Source organism: Amycolatopsis sp. NBC_00348 (genome assembly GCF_036114655.1).
In the GTDB taxonomy this organism is placed as follows: Bacteria; Actinomycetota; Actinomycetes; order Mycobacteriales; family Pseudonocardiaceae; genus Amycolatopsis.
The window spans coordinates 2775294-2799467 of record NZ_CP107994.1; the positions used below are offsets into that span (position 1 = coordinate 2775294).

Annotated in this window: 22 protein-coding genes; 11 read left to right on the forward strand and 11 right to left on the reverse strand. The window is 72.4% G+C overall.

Features of this window, described 5'->3' with window-relative positions; all coding sequences use genetic code 11:
• Nucleotides 1-25 precede the first annotated feature (25 nt).
• Genes OHS58_RS12560 through OHS58_RS12570 form a run of 3 tightly spaced genes read left to right on the forward strand, consistent with a single transcriptional unit; the run spans nt 26 to nt 2865 of the window.
• A complete protein-coding gene (locus OHS58_RS12560) occupies nt 26-1228 on the forward strand; it encodes a GNAT family N-acetyltransferase (RefSeq protein ID WP_326949690.1) in 1203 nt (400 codons plus the stop codon).
• Nucleotides 1229-1253: 25 nt separating this feature from the next.
• Nucleotides 1254-1592, forward strand: coding sequence for a DUF4333 domain-containing protein (locus OHS58_RS12565; protein WP_328648324.1), 339 nt, complete (start codon nt 1254-1256; stop codon nt 1590-1592).
• Between the two features lie 55 nt (nt 1593-1647).
• Nucleotides 1648-2865 (forward strand): GNAT family N-acetyltransferase, encoded by a 1218-nt coding sequence (locus tag OHS58_RS12570; protein WP_328648325.1) that lies wholly within the window; start codon nt 1648-1650, stop codon nt 2863-2865.
• Here OHS58_RS12570 and OHS58_RS12575 read toward each other — a convergent pair.
• On the reverse strand, nt 2862-3809 hold the full coding sequence (locus tag OHS58_RS12575) for a 5'-3' exonuclease (protein WP_326949687.1): 948 nt from the start codon (nt 3807-3809) through the stop codon (nt 2862-2864). The two genes, OHS58_RS12570 and OHS58_RS12575, sit on opposite strands and share 4 nt — an antisense overlap.
• Before the next feature lie 131 nt (nt 3810-3940).
• Between OHS58_RS12575 and OHS58_RS12580 the strand changes: the two genes are divergently transcribed.
• From OHS58_RS12580 to OHS58_RS12595, 4 genes are read left to right on the forward strand one after another with little or no spacing between them, the layout of a single operon-like run.
• The gene (locus OHS58_RS12580) at nt 3941-5083 is read left to right on the forward strand and encodes a M24 family metallopeptidase (RefSeq protein WP_326953236.1); all 1143 of its coding nucleotides are present in this window, start codon (nt 3941-3943) and stop codon (nt 5081-5083) included.
• Nucleotides 5080-5535, forward strand: coding sequence for an Lrp/AsnC family transcriptional regulator (locus OHS58_RS12585; RefSeq protein ID WP_247051868.1), 456 nt, complete (start codon nt 5080-5082; stop codon nt 5533-5535). The genes OHS58_RS12580 and OHS58_RS12585 overlap by 4 nt, the downstream gene beginning before the upstream one ends.
• A 46-nt stretch (nt 5536-5581) precedes the next feature.
• Nucleotides 5582-5806, forward strand: a complete 225-nt coding sequence (locus tag OHS58_RS12590; RefSeq protein ID WP_247051867.1) for a hypothetical protein — start codon at nt 5582-5584, stop codon at nt 5804-5806.
• Nucleotides 5793-6092, forward strand: a complete 300-nt coding sequence (locus OHS58_RS12595) for a hypothetical protein (RefSeq protein ID WP_247051866.1) — start codon at nt 5793-5795, stop codon at nt 6090-6092. Before OHS58_RS12590 ends, OHS58_RS12595 begins: the two co-directional genes overlap by 14 nt.
• Nucleotides 6093-6188: 96 nt before the next feature.
• On the opposite strand, the gene OHS58_RS12600 is transcribed toward OHS58_RS12595, so the two are convergent.
• Both OHS58_RS12600 and OHS58_RS12605 read right to left on the reverse strand, forming a co-directional pair.
• A complete protein-coding gene (locus OHS58_RS12600; RefSeq protein ID WP_328648326.1) occupies nt 6189-7268 on the reverse strand; it encodes a GDSL-type esterase/lipase family protein in 1080 nt (359 codons plus the stop codon).
• Between the two features lie 129 nt (nt 7269-7397).
• Nucleotides 7398-8300 carry a LysR family transcriptional regulator gene (locus OHS58_RS12605; RefSeq protein ID WP_328648327.1) on the reverse strand — a complete coding sequence of 301 codons (903 nt, stop codon included), beginning with the start codon at nt 8298-8300 and terminating at the stop codon, nt 7398-7400.
• Nucleotides 8301-8398: 98 nt separating this feature from the next.
• Here OHS58_RS12605 and OHS58_RS12610 point away from each other — a divergent pair, with 98 nt between their 5' ends.
• Entirely contained in the window at nt 8399-9238 is an 840-nt protein-coding gene (locus OHS58_RS12610; protein WP_326949682.1) for an oxidoreductase, read from the forward strand.
• A gap of 55 nt (nt 9239-9293) precedes the next feature.
• Here the strand turns inward: OHS58_RS12610 and OHS58_RS12615 are convergent, their stop codons facing one another.
• Genes OHS58_RS12615 through OHS58_RS12625 form a run of 3 tightly spaced genes read right to left on the reverse strand, consistent with a single transcriptional unit; the run spans nt 9294 to nt 13238 of the window.
• Nucleotides 9294-9956, reverse strand: a complete 663-nt coding sequence (locus tag OHS58_RS12615) for an ABC transporter ATP-binding protein (protein ID WP_247064298.1) — start codon at nt 9954-9956, stop codon at nt 9294-9296.
• Nucleotides 9957-9976: 20 nt separating this feature from the next.
• Nucleotides 9977-10669: an ABC transporter ATP-binding protein gene (locus tag OHS58_RS12620; protein WP_326953240.1), complete on the reverse strand. Its 693-nt coding sequence runs from the start codon at nt 10667-10669 to the stop codon at nt 9977-9979.
• Nucleotides 10662-13238 carry an FtsX-like permease family protein gene (locus OHS58_RS12625; protein ID WP_328648328.1) on the reverse strand — a complete coding sequence of 859 codons (2577 nt, stop codon included), beginning with the start codon at nt 13236-13238 and terminating at the stop codon, nt 10662-10664. The genes OHS58_RS12620 and OHS58_RS12625 overlap by 8 nt, the downstream gene beginning before the upstream one ends.
• Before the next feature lie 292 nt (nt 13239-13530).
• Between OHS58_RS12625 and OHS58_RS12630 the strand changes: the two genes are divergently transcribed.
• Nucleotides 13531-15246, forward strand: coding sequence for a glycosyl hydrolase family 18 protein (locus OHS58_RS12630; RefSeq protein WP_326953241.1), 1716 nt, complete (start codon nt 13531-13533; stop codon nt 15244-15246).
• Nucleotides 15247-15387: 141 nt separating this feature from the next.
• Nucleotides 15388-15921 carry a carboxymuconolactone decarboxylase family protein gene (locus tag OHS58_RS12635; RefSeq protein WP_326953242.1) on the forward strand — a complete coding sequence of 178 codons (534 nt, stop codon included), beginning with the start codon at nt 15388-15390 and terminating at the stop codon, nt 15919-15921.
• A 52-nt stretch (nt 15922-15973) separates the two neighbouring features.
• Here OHS58_RS12635 and OHS58_RS12640 read toward each other — a convergent pair whose 3' ends face one another.
• The 4 genes from OHS58_RS12640 to OHS58_RS12655 all read right to left on the reverse strand — a co-directional run bounded on the left by OHS58_RS12640 (nt 15974) and on the right by OHS58_RS12655 (nt 19681).
• Nucleotides 15974-16834 carry a dioxygenase family protein gene (locus OHS58_RS12640; RefSeq protein ID WP_328648329.1) on the reverse strand — a complete coding sequence of 287 codons (861 nt, stop codon included), beginning with the start codon at nt 16832-16834 and terminating at the stop codon, nt 15974-15976.
• Nucleotides 16835-16845: 11 nt separating this feature from the next.
• Nucleotides 16846-17643, reverse strand: a complete 798-nt coding sequence (locus tag OHS58_RS12645; protein WP_328648330.1) for a citryl-CoA lyase — start codon at nt 17641-17643, stop codon at nt 16846-16848.
• On the reverse strand, nt 17636-18805 hold the full coding sequence (locus OHS58_RS12650) for a CaiB/BaiF CoA transferase family protein (protein ID WP_328648331.1): 1170 nt from the start codon (nt 18803-18805) through the stop codon (nt 17636-17638). Before OHS58_RS12650 ends, OHS58_RS12645 begins: the two co-directional genes overlap by 8 nt.
• A 69-nt stretch (nt 18806-18874) precedes the next feature.
• Nucleotides 18875-19681, reverse strand: a complete 807-nt coding sequence (locus tag OHS58_RS12655; RefSeq protein ID WP_326949675.1) for an IclR family transcriptional regulator domain-containing protein — start codon at nt 19679-19681, stop codon at nt 18875-18877.
• Between the two features lie 146 nt (nt 19682-19827).
• Between OHS58_RS12655 and OHS58_RS12660 the strand changes: the two genes are divergently transcribed.
• Complete coding sequence (locus OHS58_RS12660) at nt 19828-21261, forward strand: amidohydrolase family protein (RefSeq protein ID WP_328648332.1); 1434 nt, start codon at nt 19828-19830, stop codon at nt 21259-21261.
• Nucleotides 21262-21264: 3 nt separating this feature from the next.
• Here the strand turns inward: OHS58_RS12660 and OHS58_RS12665 are convergent, their stop codons facing one another.
• On the reverse strand, nt 21265-24153 hold the full coding sequence (locus OHS58_RS12665; protein ID WP_326949673.1) for a helix-turn-helix transcriptional regulator: 2889 nt from the start codon (nt 24151-24153) through the stop codon (nt 21265-21267).
• Nucleotides 24154-24174 lie beyond the last annotated feature (21 nt).

Genomic DNA, 24174 nt, shown 5'->3' on the forward strand with positions numbered 1-24174 from the left:
CGCCGTCTCCGGAGATGATCCGGGGATGACCGACTTCGAGATCCGGACGCTGCGCGACGACGAGCACCGCGCCGCGAGCACCCTCTTCCGCGCCACCGTGCACGTGCCGCCGTCCGACGACAAGGACTGGGAACGTGCCGCGCGCGCCTACCAGTCCGGCGGCACGATCGGGGTGTTCGACCCGGATTTCATCGGTACCGCCCGGGCTTTCGACGCCGAGCTGACGGTGCCGGGTGGCGCCCGGCTGCCGATGGCCGGCGTGACGGGCGTCGGTGTCCGCGCCGATCGGACGCGCCGCGGCGTGCTGCGGGCCATGATGTCCGCTCAGCTGGCGGACTTCGCCGCGCGCGGGGTGGTGTTCGCGAACCTGCTCGCGTCCGAGGCGCTCATCTACGGCCGGTACGGCTACGGCTTGGCGACGCGCAGCCGGACCTACAGCGTCGACCGGCACCGCGCGCGGGTGCGGCCGGACGCGCCCGCCGCGGGCGAGGTCGAGCTGCTGGAGCTGGACGACGCCGTCGCGGCCCTGCCGGGCGTCTACGAGCGCGTCGAGCACCGGCCCGGGATGATGACCCGCCCGGAGGTGCTGTGGCGGCTCTACGAGAACCACCTCCGCCGCAGCACCGATCCGGTGAAGGCGCTCGTGCACCACGGCCCGGACGGGCCCGACGGTTACGCCCTCTACGTCGTCGGCGGCCTGCAGGCCCACCCGTGGACCAAGACCCTGGAGGTGCCGGACATGTTCGCCGGCACGCCGGCCGCGCTGGCCGGGTTGTGGCGGTTCCTGCTCGGCATCGACCTGGTGGACCGGATCGTCGCCGAGGAACGGCCGCTGGACGAGCCGGTCGAGCTGATCCTGGCCGATCACCGCCAGGGCAACGTCGACCGCGTCGAGGACGAGCACTGGCTGCGGCTCGTCGACGTCCCGAGGGCCTTGGCCGCCCGCGAGTACGGCCACGCCGCCCCGGTCGTCGTCGAGGTCACCGATCCGTTGCTGCCGGCCAACTCCGGCACCTACCGGATCACGCCGGACGGCGCCGAGCGCACCGGGGGACCGGCCGCGCTCGCCCTCGACGTCACCACGCTCGCGATGCTCTACCTCGGCACCTGGCGCGCCTCGGCGCTCGCCGACGCCGGCCGGATCGAGGTCCGCGACCCGGCCGCCCCCGCGGCCGCCGACGTCCTGTTCAGCACGCGCGTCCAGTCCTGGTGCGGTAGCTTCTTCTGAGTCCGCACCGCCGGGGGTGAGCACCGTGACCAGGCGTTTCCTCGCGTTCCTCGGGCTGTGCTGCGTGCTCGCGGGCTGCACCGCGTCGGTCCCGGCGCCGGTGCTGCCGAGCCGCAGCACGCCGGCCTCCACGAGTGCGCCGGTGAAGGTGCTCGACCCGGTCGCGGTCCGCGACGGCGTCCGGAAGATCCTCGTCGAGAGCTTCCACATCGCCGACGTCGGCGGTGTGAGCTGCCCGGTCGGTCAGCCCGTCAGCGCCGGGCGCGCGTTCGTCTGCACGGCCCAGATCGGGGGGACGGCGAAGCGGGTCCCGATCACCGTGCTCGACGCGGACGGCCGCTACCGCGTCGATCCGCCGGGCTGACGGCCTGCGCTAAAAGGGGATGCCGCGTCGTGGGTGTCCCGGCATGATCGGGCGCATGACCACCTTCGACGTCCGCCCCATCACCGAAGCCGAGCGCCGCAGCACGTTCGACCTGCTGGGTCGCTCGCTGCACAGCAACCGGATCGGCGACGAAGACTGGTCCCGCTACGGGGAGTCCTGGCCGGCGGTGCACAAGTTCGCCGCGTTCGACGGCGAGACCCCGATCGGCATCACGAGCTCCTACGAGACGGAGATCGCCGTGCCGGGCGGGCGCACGCTCGGCGTCGCGGCGGTCGACGGGGTGGGCGTGCGCGCCGACTGGACCCGCCGTGGGGTGTTCAGCGCGCTGATGGCCACGCAGCTGGCCGACGTCGCCGCGCGCGGCCTGCCGCTGGCCGCGTTGCACGCGAGCGAGCCGACCATCTACGGCCGCGCCGGTTACGGCTCCGCGACGCTCGGCAAGACGGCCTGGATCCCGCGGCCCGCCGCGCGCCTGCACGAACGCCTGCCGGTCGCCGGGCGGGTCCGGATGCTCACCCCGGACGAGGCCGTCAAGGAGATTCCCTCGCTGTACCAGCGGATCGGGCTGCACCGGGCCGGCATGATGGGCCGCCCGCCGGGGTGGTGGGCGTTCTCGCACGACCGGCTCGTCGGTCCGGCCGGGGACCACGTCGTGGTCGTCCACAGTGGACCGGACGGGGACGACGGCTTCGCCGTGTACGGCACCGTGAACCGCCGCACCCTCGAGGCACCGGACGAGGGCGCGGTGCTGAAGGTGCGCGACCTGCACGCGGCCGACACCGCCGCGCGCGTCGCGCTCTGGCGGTTCCTGCTGTCGGTGGACCTGGTTTCGGGGGTCCGCGCCCGGTTCCGCCCGGTCGACGAGCCGCTGGCGGCGATGATGGCCGACCACCGGCACGCCCGCACGGCCGAGGTCGAGGACGACCTGTGGCTGCGCCTGATCGACGTCGGCACCGCGCTGGACGCGCGTACCTACCGCGACGCCGCCCCGGTGGTCCTCGTTGTGACCGACCGGCAGCTGACGGCGAACACCGGGCACTACGAGGTCGGTCCGGACGGCGCCCGCCGCACCGAGGCCGCCGCGCACCTGAGCCTGGACGTCGACACCCTGGCCATGCTCTACCTGGGGGAGTGGAGCGCGTCCGCGCTGGCCGAAGCGGGCCGGATCACGGTCCACGACCCGGCGGCGACGGCCCGGGCGGACGAGCTGTTCACCACGGTCACCGCGCCGTGGTGCGGGACGCCCTTCTAAGAACCGGGCAGGGCCTCGATGAGCCGGTCCACGGACTTGCCGAGGTTCCAGCGCTCGGCCAGCTCGGCGACGCGGTCCGGGTCGGCCGGCGTGGCCGGGACCTTGTCCGGGCGCGACTGCTCCACCGGCGCGTCGACCGCGACCCGGACCACCGTCGGCGCGACGGCCAGGTAGTCGGCGGCGTCGGCCAGCCGCAGCCGCGTCTTCAACGGGACGCGGGAGTCGCTCGCCGCCGCGGCCTTCAGGAGCGCGTCGAGGGAGCCGAACTCGGTGATCAGCTTCGCCGCGGTCTTCTCGCCGATCCCGGCGACGCCGGGCAGCCCGTCCGAGGGGTCGCCGCGCATCATGGACATGTCCGCGTAGGCGGGGCCGGCGCTCTCGCGGGGGACGCTGTAGCGCTCGGCGATCTCGTCGGGGCCGAGCGCCTCCGCCTTCGCCCAGCCCTTGCCGACGTAGACGACCAACGTCGGGGTCGGCTCGTCGCGCACCAGCTGGAACAGGTCGCGGTCGCCGGTGATGACCTCGACCGCGTCCTTCTTCTCGCGGTGGGCCAGCGCGCCGATGACGTCGTCGGCCTCGTAGCCGGCCGCCTCCGCGGTGGCGAAGCCGAACGCCTCGAGGACGTCGAGGATGATCGGCACCTGCGGGGTCAGGGTGTCGGGCACCACTTCGACGTCGGGCGCCTGGCCCGTGGTCTCCTGGGCCACCCGGTGGGCCTTGTAGCTGGGCAGCAGGTCGGTCCGGAACTTCGGCCGCCAGTCCGCGTCCATGCAGCACACCAGCCGCGAGGGGCGCCGGTCGGTGAGGATCCGCGCGATCGTGTCGGTGAACCCGCGCACGGCGTTCACCTGGGTGCCGTCGTCGGCGCGCATCGAGTCGGGCAGGGCGAAGAACGAGCGGAAGTAGAGGCTCGCGGAGTCGAGCAGCGCAAGGGGTCCGGTCACGCGTACAGCCTGCCACGCCCCGGCGCCGCCGACCGGCATGCCACGCGCCACCCAGCACGGTCGGAGGTGGCTCCGGCATGTCGCACCACCGGGCGGATGGATCACCCGGGCGGCCCGGCTAGGCTCGCCCCATGTCGCGCCGTTCCCTCCACACGCCCGCCCCCGACGCCGCAGCCCTGCGCGCCCGCCTGGACCGTGCCCGCACCGCCGCGGCCGCCGCGGACACCGACGCCCTGCTGATCGCGCCCGGTTCCGACCTGCGCTACCTGATCGGCCAGGCCGGCGGCTCGTTCGAGCGCCTCACCACCCTCGTCGTCCCCGCCGACGGCACACCCGCGCTGGTCGTGCCGAAGCTGGAAGCGCCCGGTTACGCCGACGTGCCGACCGACGAGCTCGGCGTCGAACTGCTGACCTGGGTGGACGGTGACGACCCGTACAAGCTGGTGGCCGACCGGCTCGGCAAGGCCGGCCGCGTCGCGGTCAGCGACTTCACCCCGGCCCTGCACGTGCTGGCCCTGCGCGCGGCGCTCGGCGAGGCCGAGCAGACCCTCGCCGGCCCGGTCGTGCGCGAGCTGCGGATGCGCAAGGACGCCGCCGAGATCGCGTCGCTGCGGGAGGCCGGCGCGGCCATCGACCGCGTGCACGCCCGCGTCCACGAGTGGCTGCGCCCGGGCCGCACCGAGGCCGAGGTCGGCGCGGACATCACCGCGGCGATCGTCGAGGAGGGCCACGTCCGGGCGGACTTCGTGATCGTCGGTTCCGGCCCGAACGGCGCCAGCCCGCACCACGACGTCTCCGACCGCGTCATCAACCGGGGTGACGTCGTGGTCGTCGACATCGGCGGGCCGCTGCCGGCCGGCTACAACTCCGACTCCACCCGCACCTACTCGGTCGGCGCGCCGCGCGACGCCGACGTCGCCGAGACCTACGCCGTGCTGCAGCGCGCCCAGGCCGCCTCGGTCGCCGCGGTGAAGCCGGGGGTCACGGCCGAGGCGGTCGACGCCGCCGCGCGCGACGTCATCACCGAGGCCGGGTTCGGCGAGTACTTCATCCACCGCACCGGGCACGGCATCGGCCTGGACGTGCACGAGGAGCCCTACATCATCGCGGGCAACACGCTGCCGCTGGAGCCGGGCATGGCCTTCAGCGTCGAGCCGGGCATCTACCAGGCGGGCCGCTGGGGCGCCCGCATCGAGGACATCGTGATCGTCACCGCGGACGGCGTCGAGTCCGTCAACAACCGGCCGCACGAACTCGTCGTGCTGGACGCATGACCACCGGTGGCCTGGAGCCGCTCGACCAGTCGATCGTCGAGGAACTCGCGGCCGACGGGCGCCGCAGCTTCACCGACCTCGCCGAACGCGTCGGGCTTTCGGTGTCGGCGGTGCACCAGCGGGTGCGCCGCCTCGAGCAGCGCGGGGTCATCCTCGGGTACACCGCGCGGCTCGACGGCGAGCAGATCGGGCTGCCGCTGACGGCCCTGATCTCGCTGACGCCCAACGACCCCGGCGCGCCCGACGACTACCCGCAGCGGATCCAGCACATCAAGGAGATCGAGTCCTGCTACTCGGTCGCCGGCGACGAGTCCTACATCCTGCTGGTGCGCGTCCAGTCGCCGCTGGCGCTGGAGGACCTGCTGCGCCGGATCCGGGAGGCCGCCAAGGTGTCCACTCGCACCACGGTAGTCCTCTCTACGCCGTTCGAGGGACGTTCGCCTACGTTCTGACACCGGGCAGGTAGCCGGGTACCGGGGGACTGGTACGGTAAAAGGTATGGCAACACGTAAGGTGACTCTTTCGCTGGACAGCGGCGCCTTGGACTTCGCCGAACGCGCCGCGAAAGCACACGGGATCTCGGTCTCGTCCTGGCTGTCGAAGGCGGCCAGGCGCGAGGCGGTACGCACGGGCTACACCCCGCAGAAGCCGGAACCGGCCGTCGCGGACTTCGACGAGGCCGAGCGCACCGCGGCGGAAAAGGATCTGCGTGCGCAGGGGTGAAGTCTGGACGTACCACCCCCCGACCGATCCGGCCCGGCAGCGCACGGTCGTGCTGCTGTCCTCGGACGGGGTGAACGAGTCCGAGCGCCCCTGGCTGCTCGGCACCGAACTGCTCGACCGCGACCCCCAGGACATCCTCGGCGTGGCGATCGACGCCCGCTACTGGGTGTCGACGCTCAACCTCACGCGGCTCTACCGCCCGTGGTTCGACGAGCGCCTCGCGGAGATCGACCAGGAGGTCCAAGAGCGCATCGACATCGCACTGCGAGCCGCCCTCGATCTTTAAGTGTATAACGCCCTATACCGCGGGGCGATAGTGAAAGACCTTGCGGTCCAGTAAGTGCAGACGGCACGACTCAACCCTGCTCAAGAGCAGGGAAGGTCAGCGGGCGACGACCTCCGGGGCCGCGTGGAGCTTGCCGTCCGCGCCCGCGAGGCAGGAGGCGTTGCCCTCGCGGGTGGCCATGAACTCCGTGAGGCAGTTGGCGATCGCGGTGTGGCCGGCGGCGTTGGGGTGGAACGACTCCTGCAGCGCGTGGCCCGCCCGGTCGGCTTGGCCGAGGTCGGCGAGCTGGAGCGTCAGGCGGGTGAACCATTCCGTCGCGGGGTTGGCGCCGCCGCTGCACGCTTCGTGCTGCACGCCGGCCTTGGCGAGGTCCAGGAACCGGGCGCCGGTCTGCCGGGCGGCCGTTTTGATGCCGGAGGACAGGACGCCGATGCCGGTCTGGGAGATCCAGCGCAGGTCTTCGACCCGGAACGGGCAGCCGTTGAGGCTGCGCAGGTCTTCGGGGACGTCGGGGCCGATCGGGGCGGCGTAGGACTGCAGGATCAGCTGGTAGTCCGCGGGTACGTAACCGGCCTGGGCCAGTACTTTCTTGACGTCGGAGACGGCGGCGGCGACCTTCGGGACCATGGCGTCCACTTTGGACTGCCAGCTCTGCTTGAGTGCTGTGCTGCACGGCGGGCCGCCCGGGTCGAACCACGCTTTGAAGCAGTCGGTGACCTGGTTGGAGAACTTGGGGTCGTCGTTGGCGCCGACGGCGATCACGACGGCGGCGACGCGGTGGTCCTTGACCAGGGCGGCGAGCTGTTGTGCTTGTGAGCCTTCGGTCCACTGCTTGACGCCGCCGAGAGCGACCTGTTCGGCGGGGGCGCCGGAGCAGGCGAGGTTGACGTGGGCGGTGATGCCGGGGACGGCAATCTTTTCGACGAAGGCGTTGGGGGAGCGGTGGCACCAGTCGCCGCCCTGGCCGTTGGTGGTGGGTGTGTACTGGCCGGCGCCTTCGCCGGAGGCGGTGCTGTCGCCCATGGCGACGACGGTGAGCGGGCCGGTGCCGGGCGGGCCTTGGCGGGGTTGGGGTTGTCCGGGTTGGCTTTCGGAGCCGAAGAAGGCGAAGAAACCCACGAGGAGGGCCACGCTGACGAGGACCAGCGCCCCCCAGTACCACCGAAGTCGTCGCATCACGGCTGATTCTACGGATCAGGTGATCGGCCCGGTCGTCGGACACCGTGCGTCACGGGTCACAGAGTCGCGGTCTCACCTGGGAAAGTTCCGGTCGCTGCGTGCGGCAGTTACTTTCGCGGGCACTTGCTAGCCGGCTTGGGTGAGGTCGGTGGTGGCGGCGAGTTCGGTGGCGACGTCGGTGATGGTGTGCCGGGCGGGGTTGTCGTTGGTGGGCAGCCAGACGAGTTCGGTTCGGGCGATGTCGCCGGTGAGGGGGACGAAGGCGACGCCGGTGCGGCGGAGGCTGTGGGAGGAGCGGGTCAGCCGGGTGACGCCGACTCCGGCGGCGACGAGGCCGAGCAGTCCTTGGACGGTGGGGGCGCGCTGGACGACGTGGGGGGTGTAGCCGGCGGTGGCGAAGTCGTCGTCGTAGCTGCGGTGCCAGGGTTCCCAGCTGCTGCGTGGGGTGAGGACCCAGGGTTCGTCGGCGAGGTCGGCGAGGGTGAGTGCCGTGCGGGTGGCCAGTGGGTGGTCTTGGGGGAGGACGGCGCAGACCTCTTCGGTCATGAGGGTCCGTGAGGTGAGGTCGTCGACGAGGGGTGGGCGGGTGAAGGCCAGGTCGAAGCGGCGTTCGCGGAGGCCGTCGACGAGGTCGGCGATGGCTGCTTCGGCGGTGTGGACCTCGAGGGCGGGGAATCGTTCGCGGGCCGCGCGGACGATGGGTGGCAGCAGGTAGTTGGCGGTGGTGGTGAGGAAGGCGAGCCGGATGGTGCCGATTTCGCCGCGGACGGCGCGGCCGAGGGTCGCGACGGCGTCGTCGGCTCGGGCGAGTACCGCGCGGGCTTCGGGCAGGAAGAGTGCGCCGACGGCGGTGAGGCGGGTGCCGCGGGCGTCGCGGTCGAACAGTCGGGCGCCGAGGGTGCGTTCGAGGACGGTGATCTGCTGGGAGAGGGATTGCTGGGCGATGTGCAGGCCGGTGGCGGCGCGGGTGAAGCTGGTTTCGTCGGCGACGGCGACGAAGTAGCGCAGTTGCCGCAGCTCGGGGGTCACAGGTTTTGACTGTAGCTGTGCCAGGTGATCGGTGTTGGCGCCGTGTGCGTGATCTTCCGCAGGATGGACGGAGGAAACGTACTGGGAGGACCACGGAGATGACGAACACCGACGGCCGCGTCTGGCTGATCACGGGCTGCTCTTCCGGCTTCGGCCGGGAGGTGGCGCTGGCCGCTCTCGCGGCCGGCGATCGGGTGCTGGCCACCGCCCGGCGGCCGGAAACCTTGAAGGACCTGGAAGTGGCGGGTGGCGACAGGGTCCGGACGGCGGCGTTGGACGTCACCGACGCCGGTCAGGTCGACGCGGCGGTGAAGACGGCGCTGGAGACGTTCGGGCGGATCGACGTCGTGGTGAACAACGCCGGCAACGGTTCGGTCGGCGCGGTCGAGGAGCTGACGATGGCGGAGCTGCGCGGGTTGATGGAGGTGATGTTCTTCGGCGCGGTCGAGGTGACGAAGGCCGTGGTGCCGCACCTGCGGGCGCAGGGCAGCGGGACGGTCGTGCAGATCAGTTCGATGGGTGGGCAGCTGTCGATGCCGGGGTTCGGGGCGTACTGCGCGGCGAAGTTCGCGTTGGAGGGGCTCTCGGAGGCGCTCGCGGCGGAGGTGGCGCCGTTCGGGGTGCGGGTGCTGATCGTCGAGCCGGGGGCGTTCCGCACCGAGTTCGGTGGTGACCGGATGCACCGTTCCCGCACGATCGACGCCTACGCGGTGTCGACGTCGGGGACGCGTGGTGCGGTCGAGGGCATGGACGGCACGCAGCCGGGTGATCCGGCGAAGGCCGCGGCGGCGATCGTGCGGGCTGTGGCGAGTGAGGACGCCCCGTTGCGGCTGGCGCTGGGCGCGGACGCCGTCGAGGCGATCCGGGGTCACCACGAGGTGTTGGCGGCGGATTTGGCCGCGTGGGAGGACGTGAGCCGTTCGACCGCCTTGGCGTAAGCCGTGAATGGCACATCGAGGGACTCTGAGTCCCTCGATGTGCCATTCACGGACTTCAGTCGAGCAGGGCGGTGAGGACGCCGTCGAGGAGGCGGACGCGGCGGTCGGCTATGCGGTGGACTTCGTCGTCGTGGGTGGCGACGATGACGGCCGCGCCTTCCGCCGCGCAACGGCGTAGCAGCTTCAGGACGCGGGGGGTGCTGCCGCCGTCGAGGTGGGCGGTGGGTTCGTCGGTGAGCAGGATCCGGGGGCGGCCGGCGACGGCGCGGGCCAGGGCGACGCGTTGTTGCTGGCCGAAGGACACTTCGAGGGGGTAGCGGTCGCCGAGGTCGCCGATGCCGAGTTCGTCGAGCAGGTCGGTGACGCGGTCCTGGATGACCTGGCGGGACGGGCGGGGGATGTCGGAGCGCAGCCGCAGGGGCAGGGCGACGTTTTCGGCGATGGTGAGTTCGTTGGCGAGGCCGAGGGCCTGGGGCAGGACCGCGCAGGTGTGCCACGGTGGTGCGCCGCTGATGGGGACGCCGTCGAGGAGCACGCAGCCAGAGTCGGGGGAGTCGAACCCGCAGAGCAGGGCCAGCAGTGCGCTTTTGCCGGAGCCGGATCGGCCGGAGACGGTGACGAGTTCGCCGGCGGCGACGCGCAGTTCGAGGCCGCGCAGGACTTCGATGTCGCCGCTGGGGTGGGCGAAGCTGCGGCGCAGGCCGACGGCTTCGAGCATGGACGGTGCGGTTTCGGCGGTCACGGCCGCGGCTCCCGTTCTTCGATGCCTTCGAGGGCGCCCTTGTGGAGGCGGGCGATCCGGGCGCCGAGGTCGATGAGGCGTTCGTCGTGTGAGGCCACCAGGACCGCGAAGTCCTGGTCCACCAGGTATTGCAGGGTGTCGAGGACGAGGTCGGCCGAGGCTTCGTCGAGCTGGGAGGTCGGTTCGTCGGCGAGGATGACCGTCGAGCGGGCCGCGAGGACGCAGCCGAAGGCGAGCCGTTGCTGCTGGCCGCCGGAGAGGGCGGAGATCTTCCAGCCGCCGGTGTCGTGCAGGCCGAGCTGGGCGAGGATGTCGTCGGGGCGGCAGTGGGTGCCGGCGGCTTCGGCGGCGGCGCGGAGGTTGTCGGCGACCGAGAGGTAGCCGAGCAGGTTGTCGGAGGGGTTCTGGAACACCAGGCCCAGGTGGTGGCGCCGGAGGGCGCGTCGTTCGCGGTGTTTGAGCTTGCGGACGTCGGCGCCCTGGAACGTCAGGGTGCCGCGGGCGGGTTGTTCGAACAGCCCGAGGACGCGCAGGAGGGTGGATTTTCCGGAGCCGGACGGGCCGGCGAGGACGGTCATGCCGCGGGCGGGGACGTCGATGCTGACGTCGTCGACGCCGGTGACGATGCCGGCGGGTGTCTGGTAGTCGACGCCGATGCCGCGGAGCTGGAAGATCGGTTTTTCAGGCACGGATCAGCTCCGCGGTCCGGGCGGTGCGCACCGAGCGCACCGCGATCCAGCCGGCCAGGCCCACCACGAGCACGCCGACGGCCAGCACGGTCAGCACGAACGGCAGTGGGTCGGGTAGCTCGGAGCGGGGGGCGAGGAACGTCGCGGGGTCGAACCGCGGCACCGAGAGGCCCGCGACGGAGATCCCACAGACCACGCCGACGACGATGGCGAGCCCGCTGAGGGCGCCGAGTTCCATGAGGTGGCTGGCGAGCAGGGTCCGTGGCCGCATGCCCATCCGCAGCACGAGGGCGCCGGCGAGGGCGTTCTGCCTTCGCCGGACTTCGACGGCGACGAGCAGCGCGAGGATCGCGACCAGGCCGAGGACGGCGCCGAGCAGGGCCACGAAGGAGAACGTCCACGAGACGACGAAGAACGGGAGGCCGTCCAGTGCGGATTCGCGGCTGACGCGGTTGGGGATGTAGACGCCGGCCGAGCGGAGCGCGGTGGTGGCGTCGGCCATCGCGGTTTTGGTCAGGACGCTCCACTTGGGGATGCCGTCGAGCTGGGCGTGGCTCAGTGCGGTGCGGGACACGACGTAGCCGGGTGAGGTGCCGATCATCGGGAACACCGGCAGGTCGCCCGCGGACACGGCGTCGGGGAGGCCGCCGGGCAGGTGGGTGGACTGGCCGTCGCGGTGCCCGACCCGGATCGCGGGGGTGCCGTGCGGGTCCGGCTGGGAGATCTTCCGCAGGAGCGCGTCGAGGTCGTCGACGGGGACGCGGTCGAGTGCGGCGGCGTTGGCGAACGTCGCGGGGTCGATCACCAGCACGACGCTGCCGGTGCCGGTGAGCTCGCCGACGATGGTGCTGGTGCCGGCCAGGGCGGCGGGCATGGCGACGGTGCCCATGCCGATCGGGCTGTCGGTGTCGAGGCGGGCGTCGCTGCCGACGAAGATCGCCGATTTGGTGGCGAGGGCGTCCTCCTGGCCGTCGGCGATGCCGATCCCGGTGGCCAGGGTGCCGATGGCGAGGGTGCCGATGACGAGCACGCCGGTCACCGGGGCGCGGGCGCCGGCCAGCCGGCGGATGGCCAGCTGCAGGGCCGGGTGGGACCAGAAGCGGGCGCGGTGGGAGGCGTGCAGGGCGAGCCACGCCAGCCGTGCGGTCAGCAGCCCGACGGTCAGGACGACGAACACCGGGTAGGTCAGGGCGAGCGGGTCGACCTGGGGTAATGGATTTCCGAGGCGTGAGCCGGCGCTGTAGCCGGCCAGGCGGGTCCAGCCGAGCCAGGCCATGCCCGCGGTCGCGAGTTCCCACGGGAAGTAGGCGAGCAGCCGGGCCCGGTTGCCCTTGCGGCGTACCCGGCCGAGTTCGAACTCGCGGTGCGCCCGCACGGCGACGACGAGGGCGAGCAGCGTCATGGAGAGCAGCAGCACGGCCGCGGCGACGATGCCGGCGCGCAGTTCGGCGTCGGCGTCGGGGGTGCCGGGTGGTCCGTAGACGCCGAGCAGGAGGCGGGCGGCGACCGCGCCGGCGGCGCCGCCGAGCAGGATCGGCAGGCCGAGTTCGGCGATGGCGAGCCAGCCGAGGGCGCCGGGGCCGCTGCCGCGAGCGGAGAGCAGGCGCAGCTGGGCGTGGCGGCGCTGGTACCACTGCAGGGCGACGCTGCCGAGGCCCGCGCAGCCGACGAGCACGCTGATCACCGCGAGCGGCAGGATCGAGACGAACACGTTGTCCTGGGCCTGGCGGGCGATCGTCACCGAGCGTTCGAAGGTCGGGACGTCGGCGGCGACGGCGGAGCCGAGGCCCTGGGCGGTGAGGTCCGTGCGGACGTCGGCGACCAGGTCCTGGGAGCGCCGCAGGAGGTCTTCGGCGCCGCTGAGGGTGGTGGGTGGCGGGACGTAGAACGAGATGTGGAAGTACTGCATGGTCGGCAGGCCGAGGGCGTGGACGGCGTTGTCGAAACTCGCACGGTCGGTGGCGAAGACGATCGAGTCGATGGGGTCGTTGGCCAGCCGGTCCACGACGGCGCCGGACTGCTGGGAGCACCACCAGCGCGGCGGCGGGTCGAGCAGGTCGCGGTAGATGCCGGTGACGGGCGGCAACGGAGTGCCCTGGACGCTGGGGCGGGCGCCGAGGCCGATGTGTTCGCCGTCGGCGACGACGTTGCCGAGCCACAGGCCGGGTGCGCGGGTGCCCTGCTGCAGGGTGAGGTGGTCGAGCCCGGCTTGGTCGCGGTAGCCGAGGCGGATCTTGTAGTGCGGGTCGCCGTTGAACTGGGTGCCGAGCAGGACGTTGGTGTACTGGCCGACGATCGGGGTGCCGAAGCCGTGGGCGGGGGCGTGGCGCTGGACGGCGGCGGTGACCGCGGGGATGGTCTCGACGGGGATGTTGCCCTTGCCGAAGACCGGGCCGTAGGCGTCCGGGCAGACGATGCCGGTCTGGTAGGTGACGGCCGCGCCGCCGGCCGCGGAGGCCTGCAGGACCGCGGCGGTGCCGAGGAAGCACGCGAGCAGCGAGGTCACCGCCGCCACGATCAGCGTCAGGGGACTGGTGAGCGCGGCTCTCGGTGCCGCACGCCACGGCATGGTCACTCTGAGTTGTTCGATCTTCCCCCACATCACCCGCATGGAGGCGCACGCTACCGGCCCACCCCAGGAGACGGAACGTCTTTGTCACGATCGTTGCTCACCCGCTGTGGTCGAAGGTGTCGAAAGGGCGGGTGCAACCAGTACGGCCATCCGGCCGGTTTAGTGGTCTAGACCTTGACTCCTGGATTGGTCTGATCCAATCCTGGGGACGTTCCCGCCGTGCGACGCCGCAGCACGGCTCCCCGCCGGCTTTGGAGCGCTCGTGCGTCGACGCAGACCTTTCTCCCGATTGTCCGTTTCTCTTGCCCTGGCGGCATTTTCCGCCGGTTCGCTGGTCGCCGCGGCCGGGACCGCCCAGGCCGCCACGCCGCTGCCCTCGCACGTCTTCGCCCCCTACTTCGAGGCGTGGACCGGCGAAAGCCCGGCCGCGCTCGCGCAGGCGTCCGGGGCCAAGCACCTGACCATGGCGTTCATCCAGGCCGCCACCAAGGGGCAGTGCACCGTCTACTGGAACGGTGACTCCGGGATGCCGATCTCGAGTGCCACCTTCGGCTCCGACATCACCACCATCCGCTCGCGCGGCGGCGACGTCATCCCGTCCTTCGGCGGCTACACCGCCGACAACACCGGGACCGAGATCGCCGACAGCTGCACCAACGTCGACTCGATCGCCGCGGCCTACGAGTCGGTGATCACCACCTACGACGTCCCGCGCCTCGACATGGACATCGAGGACAACTCGCTCACCAATTCAGCCGGCATCGACCGCCGCAACAAGGCCATCAAGAAGGTCCAGGACTGGGCCGCCGCCTCCGGCCGGCCGCTGCAGATCTCCTACACCCTGCCCACGACCACCCGCGGCCTGGCCGACAGCGGTCTCGCCGTGCTGCGCAACGCCGTCACCAACGGCACCCGCGTCGACGTCGTCAACATGATGACCTTCGACTACTACGACAACGCCGCCCACGAGATGGCCACCGACACCCAGACCTCGGCCACCGGCCTGGTCTCCCAGCTCGCGGCGCTCTACCCGGGCAAGACCCAGGCCCAGCTGTGGGCGAGTGTCGGGATCACCGAGATGATCGGCGTCGACGACTTCGGCCCCGCCGAGACGTTCACGACCGCCGACGCGGCCACCGTCTACAACTGGGCCGTGTCCAAGGGCATCAACGAGCTGTCCTTCTGGGCGCTGCAGCGGGACAACGGCGGCTGCCCGGGCGGGGCGGCGGCGGACAACTGCTCCGGCATCAGCCAGTCCCAGTGGTTCTTCAGCCACGCCTTCGAGCCGTTCACCGGCGGCACGACCGTGCCCGGCAACGACTTCTCCCTCGCCGCGAACCCGGCCTCGGCCGCGGTGAACCCGGGCGCCTCCACCTCGGCGACGGTCACCACCGCCGTCACCTCCGGCGCCGCCCAGTCCGTGGCCCTCTCGGTCTCCGGCGCACCCGCCGGCGTCACCGCGTCGGTCAGCCCCGGCTCGGTCACCGCGGGCGGCAGCGCGACGCTGTCGGTCGCCACGACCTCGGCCGCGGTCCCCGGCGTCTACCCGCTGACCGTGGCCGGCGCCGGAACTTCCGGCAGCCACAGCGCGACCTTCACCCTCACCGTCAACGGCACCGTGCCGACCGGCTCGGTCGTCAACGGCGGGTTCGAGACCGGCGCGCTGAGCCCGTGGGTCGGTGCGGGCGACTCGGTCGTCGCCTCGCCCGCGCACTCGGGCACCAAGGCCCTGCAGGTGACGGCCACGGCGTCGTCGACCGGTGAGGCCGCGCAGAACATCACCCTCGCGCCGAACCACGCGTACACGCTCAAGGCGTGGGTGCAGGGCAGCTACGCCTACCTCGGCGTCCGGGGCGGCGCGACCGCCAGCACCTGGACCTCGAGCAGCGGCTGGACGCAGCTGTCGGTGCCGTTCACGACCGGTGCGTCGGGCGCGGTGACGATCTACGTCCACGGCTGGTACGGCCAGGGGTCGGTCTACACCGACGACGTCACCCTCGGCTGAGAAGGCGGCTCCGGTCCTCCCCGCACCTGCCCGCGGGGAGGACCGGAGCCGTTCGGCCGCAGCACCACTGGGCAAAGTGGAGGTTGGCGCGGGCCCCTTCGCCGGAAAGACTGGATCTTCCGCTCGCGAGGAGGAACACCCATGCCCCACATCCCGCTCGACCCGGAGCTGCCCGGGATCCGGTCGCTGATGGCCTACCGGCCCGAGACCGCGGTCCCGCTCAACCTCCTGGCCCAGACGCTCCTGCGCGGGCCGAGCAGCCTGACGGTCGGCGAGCGCGAGCTGATCGCGACGGTCGTGTCGAACGGCAACGAATGCCGCTTCTGCACCGGCAGTCACGCCGCCACCGCGGCCGAGACCATCGACGGCGGCCGCGCGGTGGTCGACGCGGCGTGCGCCGGGGTCGACGACGCGCCGGTGTCGGAGAAGCTCAAAGCGCTGCTGCGGATCGCGCTGGCCGTGCGGGAGACCGGCCGCAACGTCACCGACGAGCTCGTCGCCGCGGCGCGGGCCCAGGACGCGACGGACCTCGAACTGCACGACACCGTGCTGATCGCGGCCGCGTTCTGCATGTACAACCGCTACGTCGACGGGCTCGCCACGATCGCGCCCGACGACCCCGCGGCCTACGAGCAGATGGGGAAGGTCCTGGCCGCCGAGGGTTACGGGCGCTGATCAGCCGTGAAGGGCACCCTCAGGGCTATGAGGGTGCCCCTCACGGGAGGCGCTACGCGGGCTGCAGCACGAAGTCGTAGCGGGCTTCGATCCACGGCCCGTCGCTGTGCCCGCCGTCCGGGGTCGGGCCGGCCTCGCGCGGCTCGAACGTGACGACCAGCTCCTGCTTGGTGCCGAACACGACGTCGCTGTCGAGGTACTCGGCGCCCTCCTGGAACAGGTGCGTGATCAGCGGCTCGTAGCCGGCGGCGTTGATCAGGAAGTGCACGTGCGCCGGCCGGTAGTGGCTGATGTCGGTGCCGCCGATCAGCTCGCCGACCGGGCCGTCCATCGGGATCGAGTACCCCTTCGGCGCGATCGTGCGCAGGCAGTACGACCCGTCGGCGCGGGTGGTGTACTTCGCGCGCAGCCGGGCCTCGTCGATGCCGGGGATCTGCGACTCGTACGCGCCTTCCTCGTCGGCCTGCCAGACGTCGAGGACCGCGCCGCCGACGGGGGAGCCGTCGAGGCCGGTGACCGTGCCGGTGATGTAGAGCGGCGCGCCCGGGAGGCCGTCGGACATGTCGCCGCCGAACTCCTTCTCCGGTGAGCCGTCGATGTGGAACGGGCCCAGCACCGTCGCCGGCGTCGCCTTCGCGTCGAACGCGTGGTTCATCTGCACGACCAGCATGCTCAGGCCCAGCACGTCGGAGGCGAGGATGAACTCCTCGCGCTTCTCGTCGCTGATCTGCCCGGTCTCGGTGAGCCACCGCATCGCGGCCATCCACTCGGTCTCGCTCAACCGGACTTCGCGGGCGAAGGCGTGCAGGTGCCGCACGAGCGCCGACATGAGCTCCGCGGTCCGCGGATCGTGCGCGCTCGACCAGCGCCGCGCGGCGAGCTCGGTGATGTTGTCCTCGGTGACCAGCTGCATCGGCGTTCCTCTCAGACTTCCGGATCCGGGGCGACGGACCGGTTGTTCAGGTCCACCGACAGGAAGATGTCGTTCGCGACGGGATGGCGCAACTCCTCGGCGAGCTGCCCGATCAACCCGGCGGTGCGGGCCAGCAACGCGAACCCGCGCAGCAGCTCCAGCGGCAGGCCCAGGTCGGCCAGCGCCGCGCCGCAGACGCCCGCGCCGTTGAGCGGCAGCGTCTTGCCCAGCACCTGGGGGTGCACGCGGCCGATCGCCGCGAACAGCTCCAGGTGCGGGCCGCGCAGGCCTTCTTCGGCGGCGATCTCGAACAGCCGCGCGGTGCGCGGGTCGCCGTCCTTGTGCACGTGGTGCCCGAGCCCGGGCACGAACTTCCGTTGTGCGCGCATGCTTTCGACGGTCGTCGACGCGAGTGCGTCCCACCCGGCATCGTCGGCTGGCGGGTTGTCGACGGTGCCGAGGACGTCGTGGAGGAACCGGCCGCAGTCCTCGGTGACGCCGAGGAAGCGCGACCCGCCGCCGAGCAGGCCCGCGGCGAGCGCGCCCTGGATCGAGTCGGGGGCCGAGAGGTAGGTCAGCCGGGTGACGATCGCGGTCGGAGTGAAGCCGTGGTCGGCGAGCGCGGCCAGGACCGCTTCGAAGACGCGCGTCTCGCTCTTGCTCGGACGTCGTTGCGTGGCGAGCCAGAACGCCAGCTCGCCGAAGCCGACCTCGCCCATCACGTCCCGGGCGAGGTCCTGGCCGAGCAGGGTGATCTTGTCGCGGCTCGACGCGCCGAGCGCCGTCTCGTACGCCGGCAGGTCAGCCATCGTCGTCCTCCCGGGGACTCGTCAGCCATTCCCGCAGTTCGGCGCCGTGCTCGTCCAGCTCCGGCGGCGGCAGCCGGTAGGCGGCGGGGGTGGCGGAGAAGCGGATCGGGTGGCGGGTGGTCGGCACCGCGCGGTCACCGTCGCCGACTTCGACGATCGGGTCGAGGCCGAAGCGTTCGGCCATCGCGAAACCGCCGTCGATGGTGTTGATCGGCCCGCACGGCACGCCGACCTTCGTCAAGGCTTCGAACCACTCGACCGCGCCGCGGGTGGCGAGCCGCTCGATGAGCAGCGGCCGGAGCTCTTCGCGGTTCTTCGTGCGGTCGGCGTTGCGGGCGAAGCGCGGGTCGTCCGGGACGTCGGGCAGGTCGAGGACTTCGCAGAGCCGGCGGAACTGGCCGTCGTTGGCCGCGGCGACGATCAGGTCGTTGTCCGCGGTGGGCAGCGGCTCGTACGGGAAGACGCTCGGGTGGGCGTTGCCCATCCGGTACGGCACCACGCCCCCGGCGGCGTAGGCGGAACTGTGGTTGACCAGGCCGGTCAGCGCCGAGGACAGCAGGTTGACCTCGACGTGCTGGCCTTCGCCGGTCGCGTCGCGGTGGCGCAGCGCGGCCAGGATGCCGATCACGGCGTGGTTGCCGGCCATCACGTCGAACACCGAGATCCCGGCGCGGTAGGGCGGGCCGTCCGGGTCGCCGGTGAGGCTCATCAGCCCGGAGATCGCCTGCACCATCAGGTCGTAGCCGGGCACGTGCCGGCCCTCGCCCGAGCCGAACCCGCTGATCGACGCGTACACCGATCCCGGGTTGGCGGCTTGCACGCTCGCGTAGTCGAGGCCGTACTTGGCCAGCCCGCCCGGCTTGAAGTTCTCGATCAGGATGTCCGCGCGGGCCGCCAGCTCGCGGGCGACCACCGCGTCGGCCTCGTCGCGCAGGTCCAGGGCGATGGAGCGCTTCCCGCGGTTGATGCCGAGGTAGTAGGTGGAGACGTCGCCGCGCACCGGTGGCATCCACGTGCGGGTCTCGTCACCCTGCGGGCCTTCGACCTTGACGACCTCGGCGCCCAGGTCGGCCAGCAGCATCGTGGCGTACGGCCCGGCGAGCACCCGGGAGAAGTCCGCGACCAGCAGCCCGGTCAACGGACCGGCGGCGCTGTTGTCCACCCGAACCTCACCTTCGTGTCCGTCAGTCGGACGTATGTCCGCTCAGTTTGGGGGAGTGGCTCACGGCGGTCAAGACGCCGGGACCGTCACGTGCGGGACGTCGGCGAGCCGGGCGAAGTCGGCGCTGATGTCCCCGGCGGTCTGCAGCAGCAGCGGCAGGTGGTGCTCCAGCAGCCGCTCGACGGACGTCTCGGCGGCGTGGCAGTTGACGTTGACGCCGGCGATCACCCGGCCGGAGCCGTCCCGCAGCGGCGCGGCGACCGAGCGGATGCCCAGCGTGAGCTGCTCGTCGGTGAGCGCCCAGCCGCGGGCCCGGACCTCGCGCAGCTCGGCGTCGCGCTCGGCCCGGTCCGGCTGCCAGCGCGCGACCAGCCCGGAGCGGGTCGGCTCGGCCAGCACGGCCTCCAGCGCGTCGAGGGGCAGGGCGGCGAGCTGCACCTTGCCCAGCGACGTCGGCAGCGCCGGGAACCGCGTGCCGATCTGGACGCTGAGCCCGACGATCTTCGGCACGGCCACGCGGGCCACGTAGACGATGTCGGAGCCGTCGAGCTGGGCGATCGAGCACGACTCGTTCGTGCGCGCGACCAGGCGTTCCAGGTGCGGGCGGGCGACGTCCCACAGGCCCGCCGAGCGCACGTAGGCGACGCCGAGGTCGAGCACCCGGGGCGTCAGGGCGAAGCCGCGGCCGTCGGAACGGACGTACCCGAGCTCTTCGAGGGTCAGCAGGATCCGCCGCGCGGTCGGGCGGGCCAGGCTCGTGGCCGTGGCCACCTCGGCCAGCGTCATGGCCTGCTGGTGCGGGCGGAACGCCGTGATCACCTCGAGCCCGCGGGCGAGCGCCTCGATGAAGTCGGGACCGGTTCCCTCGCGTGGCATGCGCGACCTCCCTCTGCGGTAACCCTCACCGGCAGCGTAGCGGCGGGGATTGACACCGGCGCGGCACTGGGCAAAAGTGACTGCGCCCACCCCATGTCCGTCCAGCGGACGAGTGTACGCAGAAGTGCGTGGAGAACGAGGCAGCGATGACGCAGCCCACCGACGGCCGGCCGGTCCTCCTGCGCGGCGGCACGGTCCTGACCCTCGACGACACCCGCCGGGTCCTCACCGGCGCCGACGTCCTGGTCACCGGCGACCGGATCGCCGCGATCGGCCCCGCGCTGGAAGCCCCGCCGGGAGCCGTCGAGATCGACGCGACCGACGGGATCGTCATGCCGGGCATGATCGACACCCACCGCCACATGTGGCAGACGGCCATGCGCGGCTACGGCGCCGACTGGACGCTCACCCAGTACTTCGTCTGGTACTACCTGGAGTGGGGCAAGGTGTTCCGCCCCGAAGACATCCACGCGGGCAACCTGCTCGGCGCGTGGGAAGCGCTCGAAGCGGGCGTCACGACCACTGTGGACTGGTCCCACGGCCTGCAGACCACCCAGCACGCCGACGCCGCGGCCGACGCGCTCGAATCCGTGCCCGGCCGGTTCGTGCTGGCCTACGGCAACATCCAGGACTCCCCGGCCACCTGGACGGGCACGCCGGAGTTCCGCGACTTCGTCACCCGCCGCACCGGCGGCGACCTGGGCTTCCAGCTCGCCTTCGACGTCACCGGCGACCCGGCGTTCCCGGAGAAGGCCGCCTTCGAGGTGGCGCGCGAGCTGGGCGTGCCGGTGACGACCCACGCGGGCGTCTGGGGCGCGACCGGCGACGACGGCATCCGGCTGATGTACGAGAACGGCTTCATGACGCCGGAGACGGTCTACGTCCACAGCGCGTCCCTCTCGGCCGACTCCTACCACCGCATCGCGGCCACCGGCGGCTCGGTGTCGGTGTCGACCGAGAGCGAGCAGAGCGCGGGCCAGGGCTACCCGCCCACCTGGGCGCTGCGCGCGTACGGCATCCCGGTGTCGCTGTCGATGGACACGTCGGTCTGGTGGAGCGGCGACCTGTTCTCGGCGATGCGCTCGACCCTCGGCGCGGACCGCTCCCGCGAGCACCTGGAGGCCCACAAGCTGGGCGAAACCGTGACGCACGCGGCGTTGCGCGCCGAGCAGGTCGTGGAGTGGGCCACCCGCGGCGGCGCGACGGCCCTGGGGCGCTCGGCCGATCTGGGCAGCCTCGAGGTCGGCAAGAAGGCGGACGTGGTGCTGTTGAAGAACGACGCGTCGCCGGTGTCGTTCCCGCTGCTGAACCCGTACGGCCACGTGGCGTTCCAGGCCCAGCGCGCCGACGTCCACACGGTCCTGGTCGACGGCCGCATCGTGAAACGCGACGGCGCCCTGGTGGGCGTCGACCTGCCGGCGGTCCGCCGCGAAGTGGAGTCCACAGTGGACTACCTGCGCGCACAACTGGGCGAGGAAGCCTGGCGCCAGGGCATGAACCCGGACGTCCCGCAGACGAAGGTCCTGGACAACCCGTACACGTACACGACCTACCAGAGCGACTCCACCCACGGCGGCTGAGGACTACCTCGACCGCGACGCGTACTCCGTCAAGGCCGTGCGGTTCTGCAGGTTCGACTTCGCCATCAGACTCGCCACGTGCTTCTCCACCGTGCGTGGCGAGATGTGCAGCCGGCGGGCGATGTCCTTGTTGCCCATGTTGTCCGCCAGCAGCTGCAGCACCTCGTACTCGCGGACCGTCACCCCGGCCGAACGCAGGTCGGCCGGGAGGCGGTCGGTGCCCTCGCGGCGCTGGCCCACCGGGGCGCCGATCTTGCGCAGCAGGCCCCGGCACGCGCTCGCCACCGCCGAGATGCCCGCCTGGTGGAAGTACTCCTCGGCCTCCTTCAGCCACGTCACCGGGTCGCCCCAGCCGTCGGCCGCGGCGGACTCCGCCACCATGCGCAGGCCCAGGTGCCGGCTGACCGGGAACAACGCCGCCGCGTCCACCGCCTTCGCCAGGGCCGCGTCGGCCAGGTCCGCCTCGCCCGCGCGGCCGTGCCGGACCGCCTCGCCCAGCAGGACGAACTGGCGGTTCCAGCGCATCCCGCTCACCGCCGCCCGCGGCTCACCCGGCTCCGTCTCGATCCCGTCGAGGGCTTCGACCAGCAGCCGCAGGCCGTGCTGGCCCGCCAGGTGGAAGCGGCTCGGCTGCCGCTCCTCCAGCGCCATCACCTGCGCCAGCTCCCGGCGCGCGCGGTCGGCGTCCTCCTCCAGCAGCGAGCAGAACACCTGGGCCAGCCCGACGCTGAGCACCATCTCCTGCGCCGTCCCGCCGCCTTCGGCGCGGAAGTCGTCCAGCGCCAGCTCCATCCGCGCCCGGTCCGCCTGGTGCGCGGCGACCATCGCGCGCGTCATGTGCGTGTACTGCAGCAGCGCGACCAGCCGCAGCCGCCCGAGGACGGCGAGGTTCTCGGCCAGGATCCGGTCCGCGTGCTCGAACTCGCCGCGCATCACCGCGTGCACCGCGCGGCTCGCGTCGACCGCGCAGGTCAGCGTGATCGCCCCGGTCCGCTGGGCTTCCGCGCGGGCCAGGTCGAACGTCCGGACGTCGCCCTCGGCCAGCATCCGGTGCCCGCCGAGGCGGACCAGCACCTGGGTCCGCAGGTGCGTCAGCTGGTGGCGCTCCGCGAGCCGCCGCGCCAGCTGCAGGTAGCGCTCGGCCTCCGCGAGATCGGTCTCCAGCGCCACCATGCCGAGCACCTGCAGCGCCTGGCACGACACGAACGGCACCCCGGCGCGTTCGGCGACCTGCCACGCCTGGTCGGCGAGCTTCCGGGCGCGTTCGGTGTGGGCCGGGCCGGGGACGTCGAGCCACAGCGTCGCTTCGACGGCGTCGACGGCCGCCCGCTGCTCCTCGGCCATCTCGTCGCCCAGCGGGGCACGGGCCTGCTCGATCTGGTTGAGGCACTCGTCGTGCCGCCCGGCGATGTAGGCCGCCCAGGCCAGCTGGATGTGCAGGTCGACCGCCCGCTCCAGGCGGCCCAGCTCGGCGAAGCGCGCGGAGAACTCCACGGCCCGGTCGAACTGCCCGGTCTGCCCGAGCGCGTGCAGCAACGCCTCCAGCGCGTCGGCCCGGTCCTCGGTCCCCGCCGCGGCCAGCAGCTCGACGGCGCGGGTCAGCATGGTCACGGCGGTGTCGGCGGCCCCGCCGTCACGCGCGCGGCGGCCGGCTTCGGCGAACAGCCGGCCGGCGCCGGGGTGGTCCATCGCGGTCAGCCGCAGCGACGCGGCCAGCGCGCACAGCTCCCCGGGCAGGCCCGGGTGCAGCAGCTCGACGGCGTCGGCGGCCTTGCGCGCCAGGTTCGCCTTCGTCGAGGGCACCAGCCGCGACAGCAGGGCCTCGGCGGTGAGCGGGTGCCGGAAGGCGTACCAGCCGGGCGTGGTCTCGTCGGTGGTGACGAGGTGCGCGGCGACGCTCGCGCTGATGTGGTTGTGCAGCATCCGGTCGTCCATGTCGGTCACCGCCTGCACCACCGACAGCGGGAACCGCCGCCCGAGCACCGCGGCCACCGACAGCAGCGTCTCGCCGTCCGAACCGAGCGCGTCGACCCGGGCGGCGATGCTGCTGATCAACGCCTCGGGCACCCGGGCCTGCAGCTCGCCGACCACCTGCCAGCCGCCCGGCCCGCCCACGAGCAAGCCATCGCCGAGCATCCCGTGCAGCAGCTCCTCGACGACGAACGGGACGCCTTCGCTGTTCTGCCACAGCAGGTTCGCGACGGCGGCCGGGACCGCGTCCGGCTCGGTCTCCAGGCACGCCGCCGCGAACTCGCGCGTGCGGGCGGCGTCCAGCCGGGTCAGCTCGAAGGTGCGGCTCGACGACCGTTGCGACGCCGCCGTGGCCAGCCGCAGCGCCTCGCCGGGCTCGTTGCGCAGGGTGCCGATCAGCATCACCTTGCCCGACGCGAGGTTGTCCACCAGGTACTCGACGATGAACAACGTCTCGGCGTCGGCGTTGTGCAGGTCCTCCAGCACGATCAGGCAGCCCTCGGCGCGCCCGGCGACCGACAGCAGCCGGAACACGGCCTCGGCCAGCACCATCAGCGAGCCGTTGTCGTGCGGGCGGTCACCGCGGTACCAGTCCGGCACGAGCCGGGCCAGCACCGGCACCAGCGGGTCGAGCTCCGGCGCGGCGGGCGGGTGCCCGCCGCGGAAGTGCGACAGCAGGGCTTCGGCTAGCGGCCGGAACGGCACCATCGGCCCGATCGAGCTGGCCCGCCCGCGCAGCACCGGCATCCCGGTCGCCAGCGCCCGCGCGGCGACGTCCGCGGCGAGCCGGGACTTCCCGATCCCGCCTTCGCCGACAAGGAAGAAGGCCCCACCGTGGTCGGTGCGGGCCTTCTCCAGAGCCTGGGACAGTGCGCCGAGCTCCCTGTCCCGCCCGATGAGGCGCGTCGAACGGATGCCCATGAGCGGGGACTATAGCCGGAC

What these genes read in the sequence shown, in the direction of transcription:
- OHS58_RS12580 (WP_326953236.1), top strand. Translation starts at nt 3,941, where the DNA reads ATGTCGCGCCGTTCCCTCCACACGCCCGCCCCCGACGCCGCAGCCCTG.
- OHS58_RS12615 (WP_247064298.1), bottom strand. Translation starts at nt 9,956, where the DNA reads ATGCTCGAAGCCGTCGGCCTGCGCCGCAGCTTCGCCCACCCCAGCGGC.
- OHS58_RS12600 (WP_328648326.1), bottom strand. Translation starts at nt 7,268, where the DNA reads ATGCGACGACTTCGGTGGTACTGGGGGGCGCTGGTCCTCGTCAGCGTG.
- OHS58_RS12640 (WP_328648329.1), bottom strand. Translation starts at nt 16,834, where the DNA reads ATGCAGCTGGTCACCGAGGACAACATCACCGAGCTCGCCGCGCGGCGC.
- OHS58_RS12590 (WP_247051867.1), top strand. Translation starts at nt 5,582, where the DNA reads ATGGCAACACGTAAGGTGACTCTTTCGCTGGACAGCGGCGCCTTGGAC.
- OHS58_RS12645 (WP_328648330.1), bottom strand. Translation starts at nt 17,643, where the DNA reads ATGGCTGACCTGCCGGCGTACGAGACGGCGCTCGGCGCGTCGAGCCGC.
- OHS58_RS12585 (WP_247051868.1), top strand. Translation starts at nt 5,080, where the DNA reads ATGACCACCGGTGGCCTGGAGCCGCTCGACCAGTCGATCGTCGAGGAA.
- OHS58_RS12635 (WP_326953242.1), top strand. Translation starts at nt 15,388, where the DNA reads ATGCCCCACATCCCGCTCGACCCGGAGCTGCCCGGGATCCGGTCGCTG.
- OHS58_RS12655 (WP_326949675.1), bottom strand. Translation starts at nt 19,681, where the DNA reads ATGCCACGCGAGGGAACCGGTCCCGACTTCATCGAGGCGCTCGCCCGC.
- OHS58_RS12660 (WP_328648332.1), top strand. Translation starts at nt 19,828, where the DNA reads ATGACGCAGCCCACCGACGGCCGGCCGGTCCTCCTGCGCGGCGGCACG.
- OHS58_RS12665 (WP_326949673.1), bottom strand. Translation starts at nt 24,153, where the DNA reads ATGGGCATCCGTTCGACGCGCCTCATCGGGCGGGACAGGGAGCTCGGC.
- OHS58_RS12560 (WP_326949690.1), top strand. Translation starts at nt 26, where the DNA reads ATGACCGACTTCGAGATCCGGACGCTGCGCGACGACGAGCACCGCGCC.
- OHS58_RS12610 (WP_326949682.1), top strand. Translation starts at nt 8,399, where the DNA reads ATGACGAACACCGACGGCCGCGTCTGGCTGATCACGGGCTGCTCTTCC.
- OHS58_RS12625 (WP_328648328.1), bottom strand. Translation starts at nt 13,238, where the DNA reads ATGCCGTGGCGTGCGGCACCGAGAGCCGCGCTCACCAGTCCCCTGACG.
- OHS58_RS12570 (WP_328648325.1), top strand. Translation starts at nt 1,648, where the DNA reads ATGACCACCTTCGACGTCCGCCCCATCACCGAAGCCGAGCGCCGCAGC.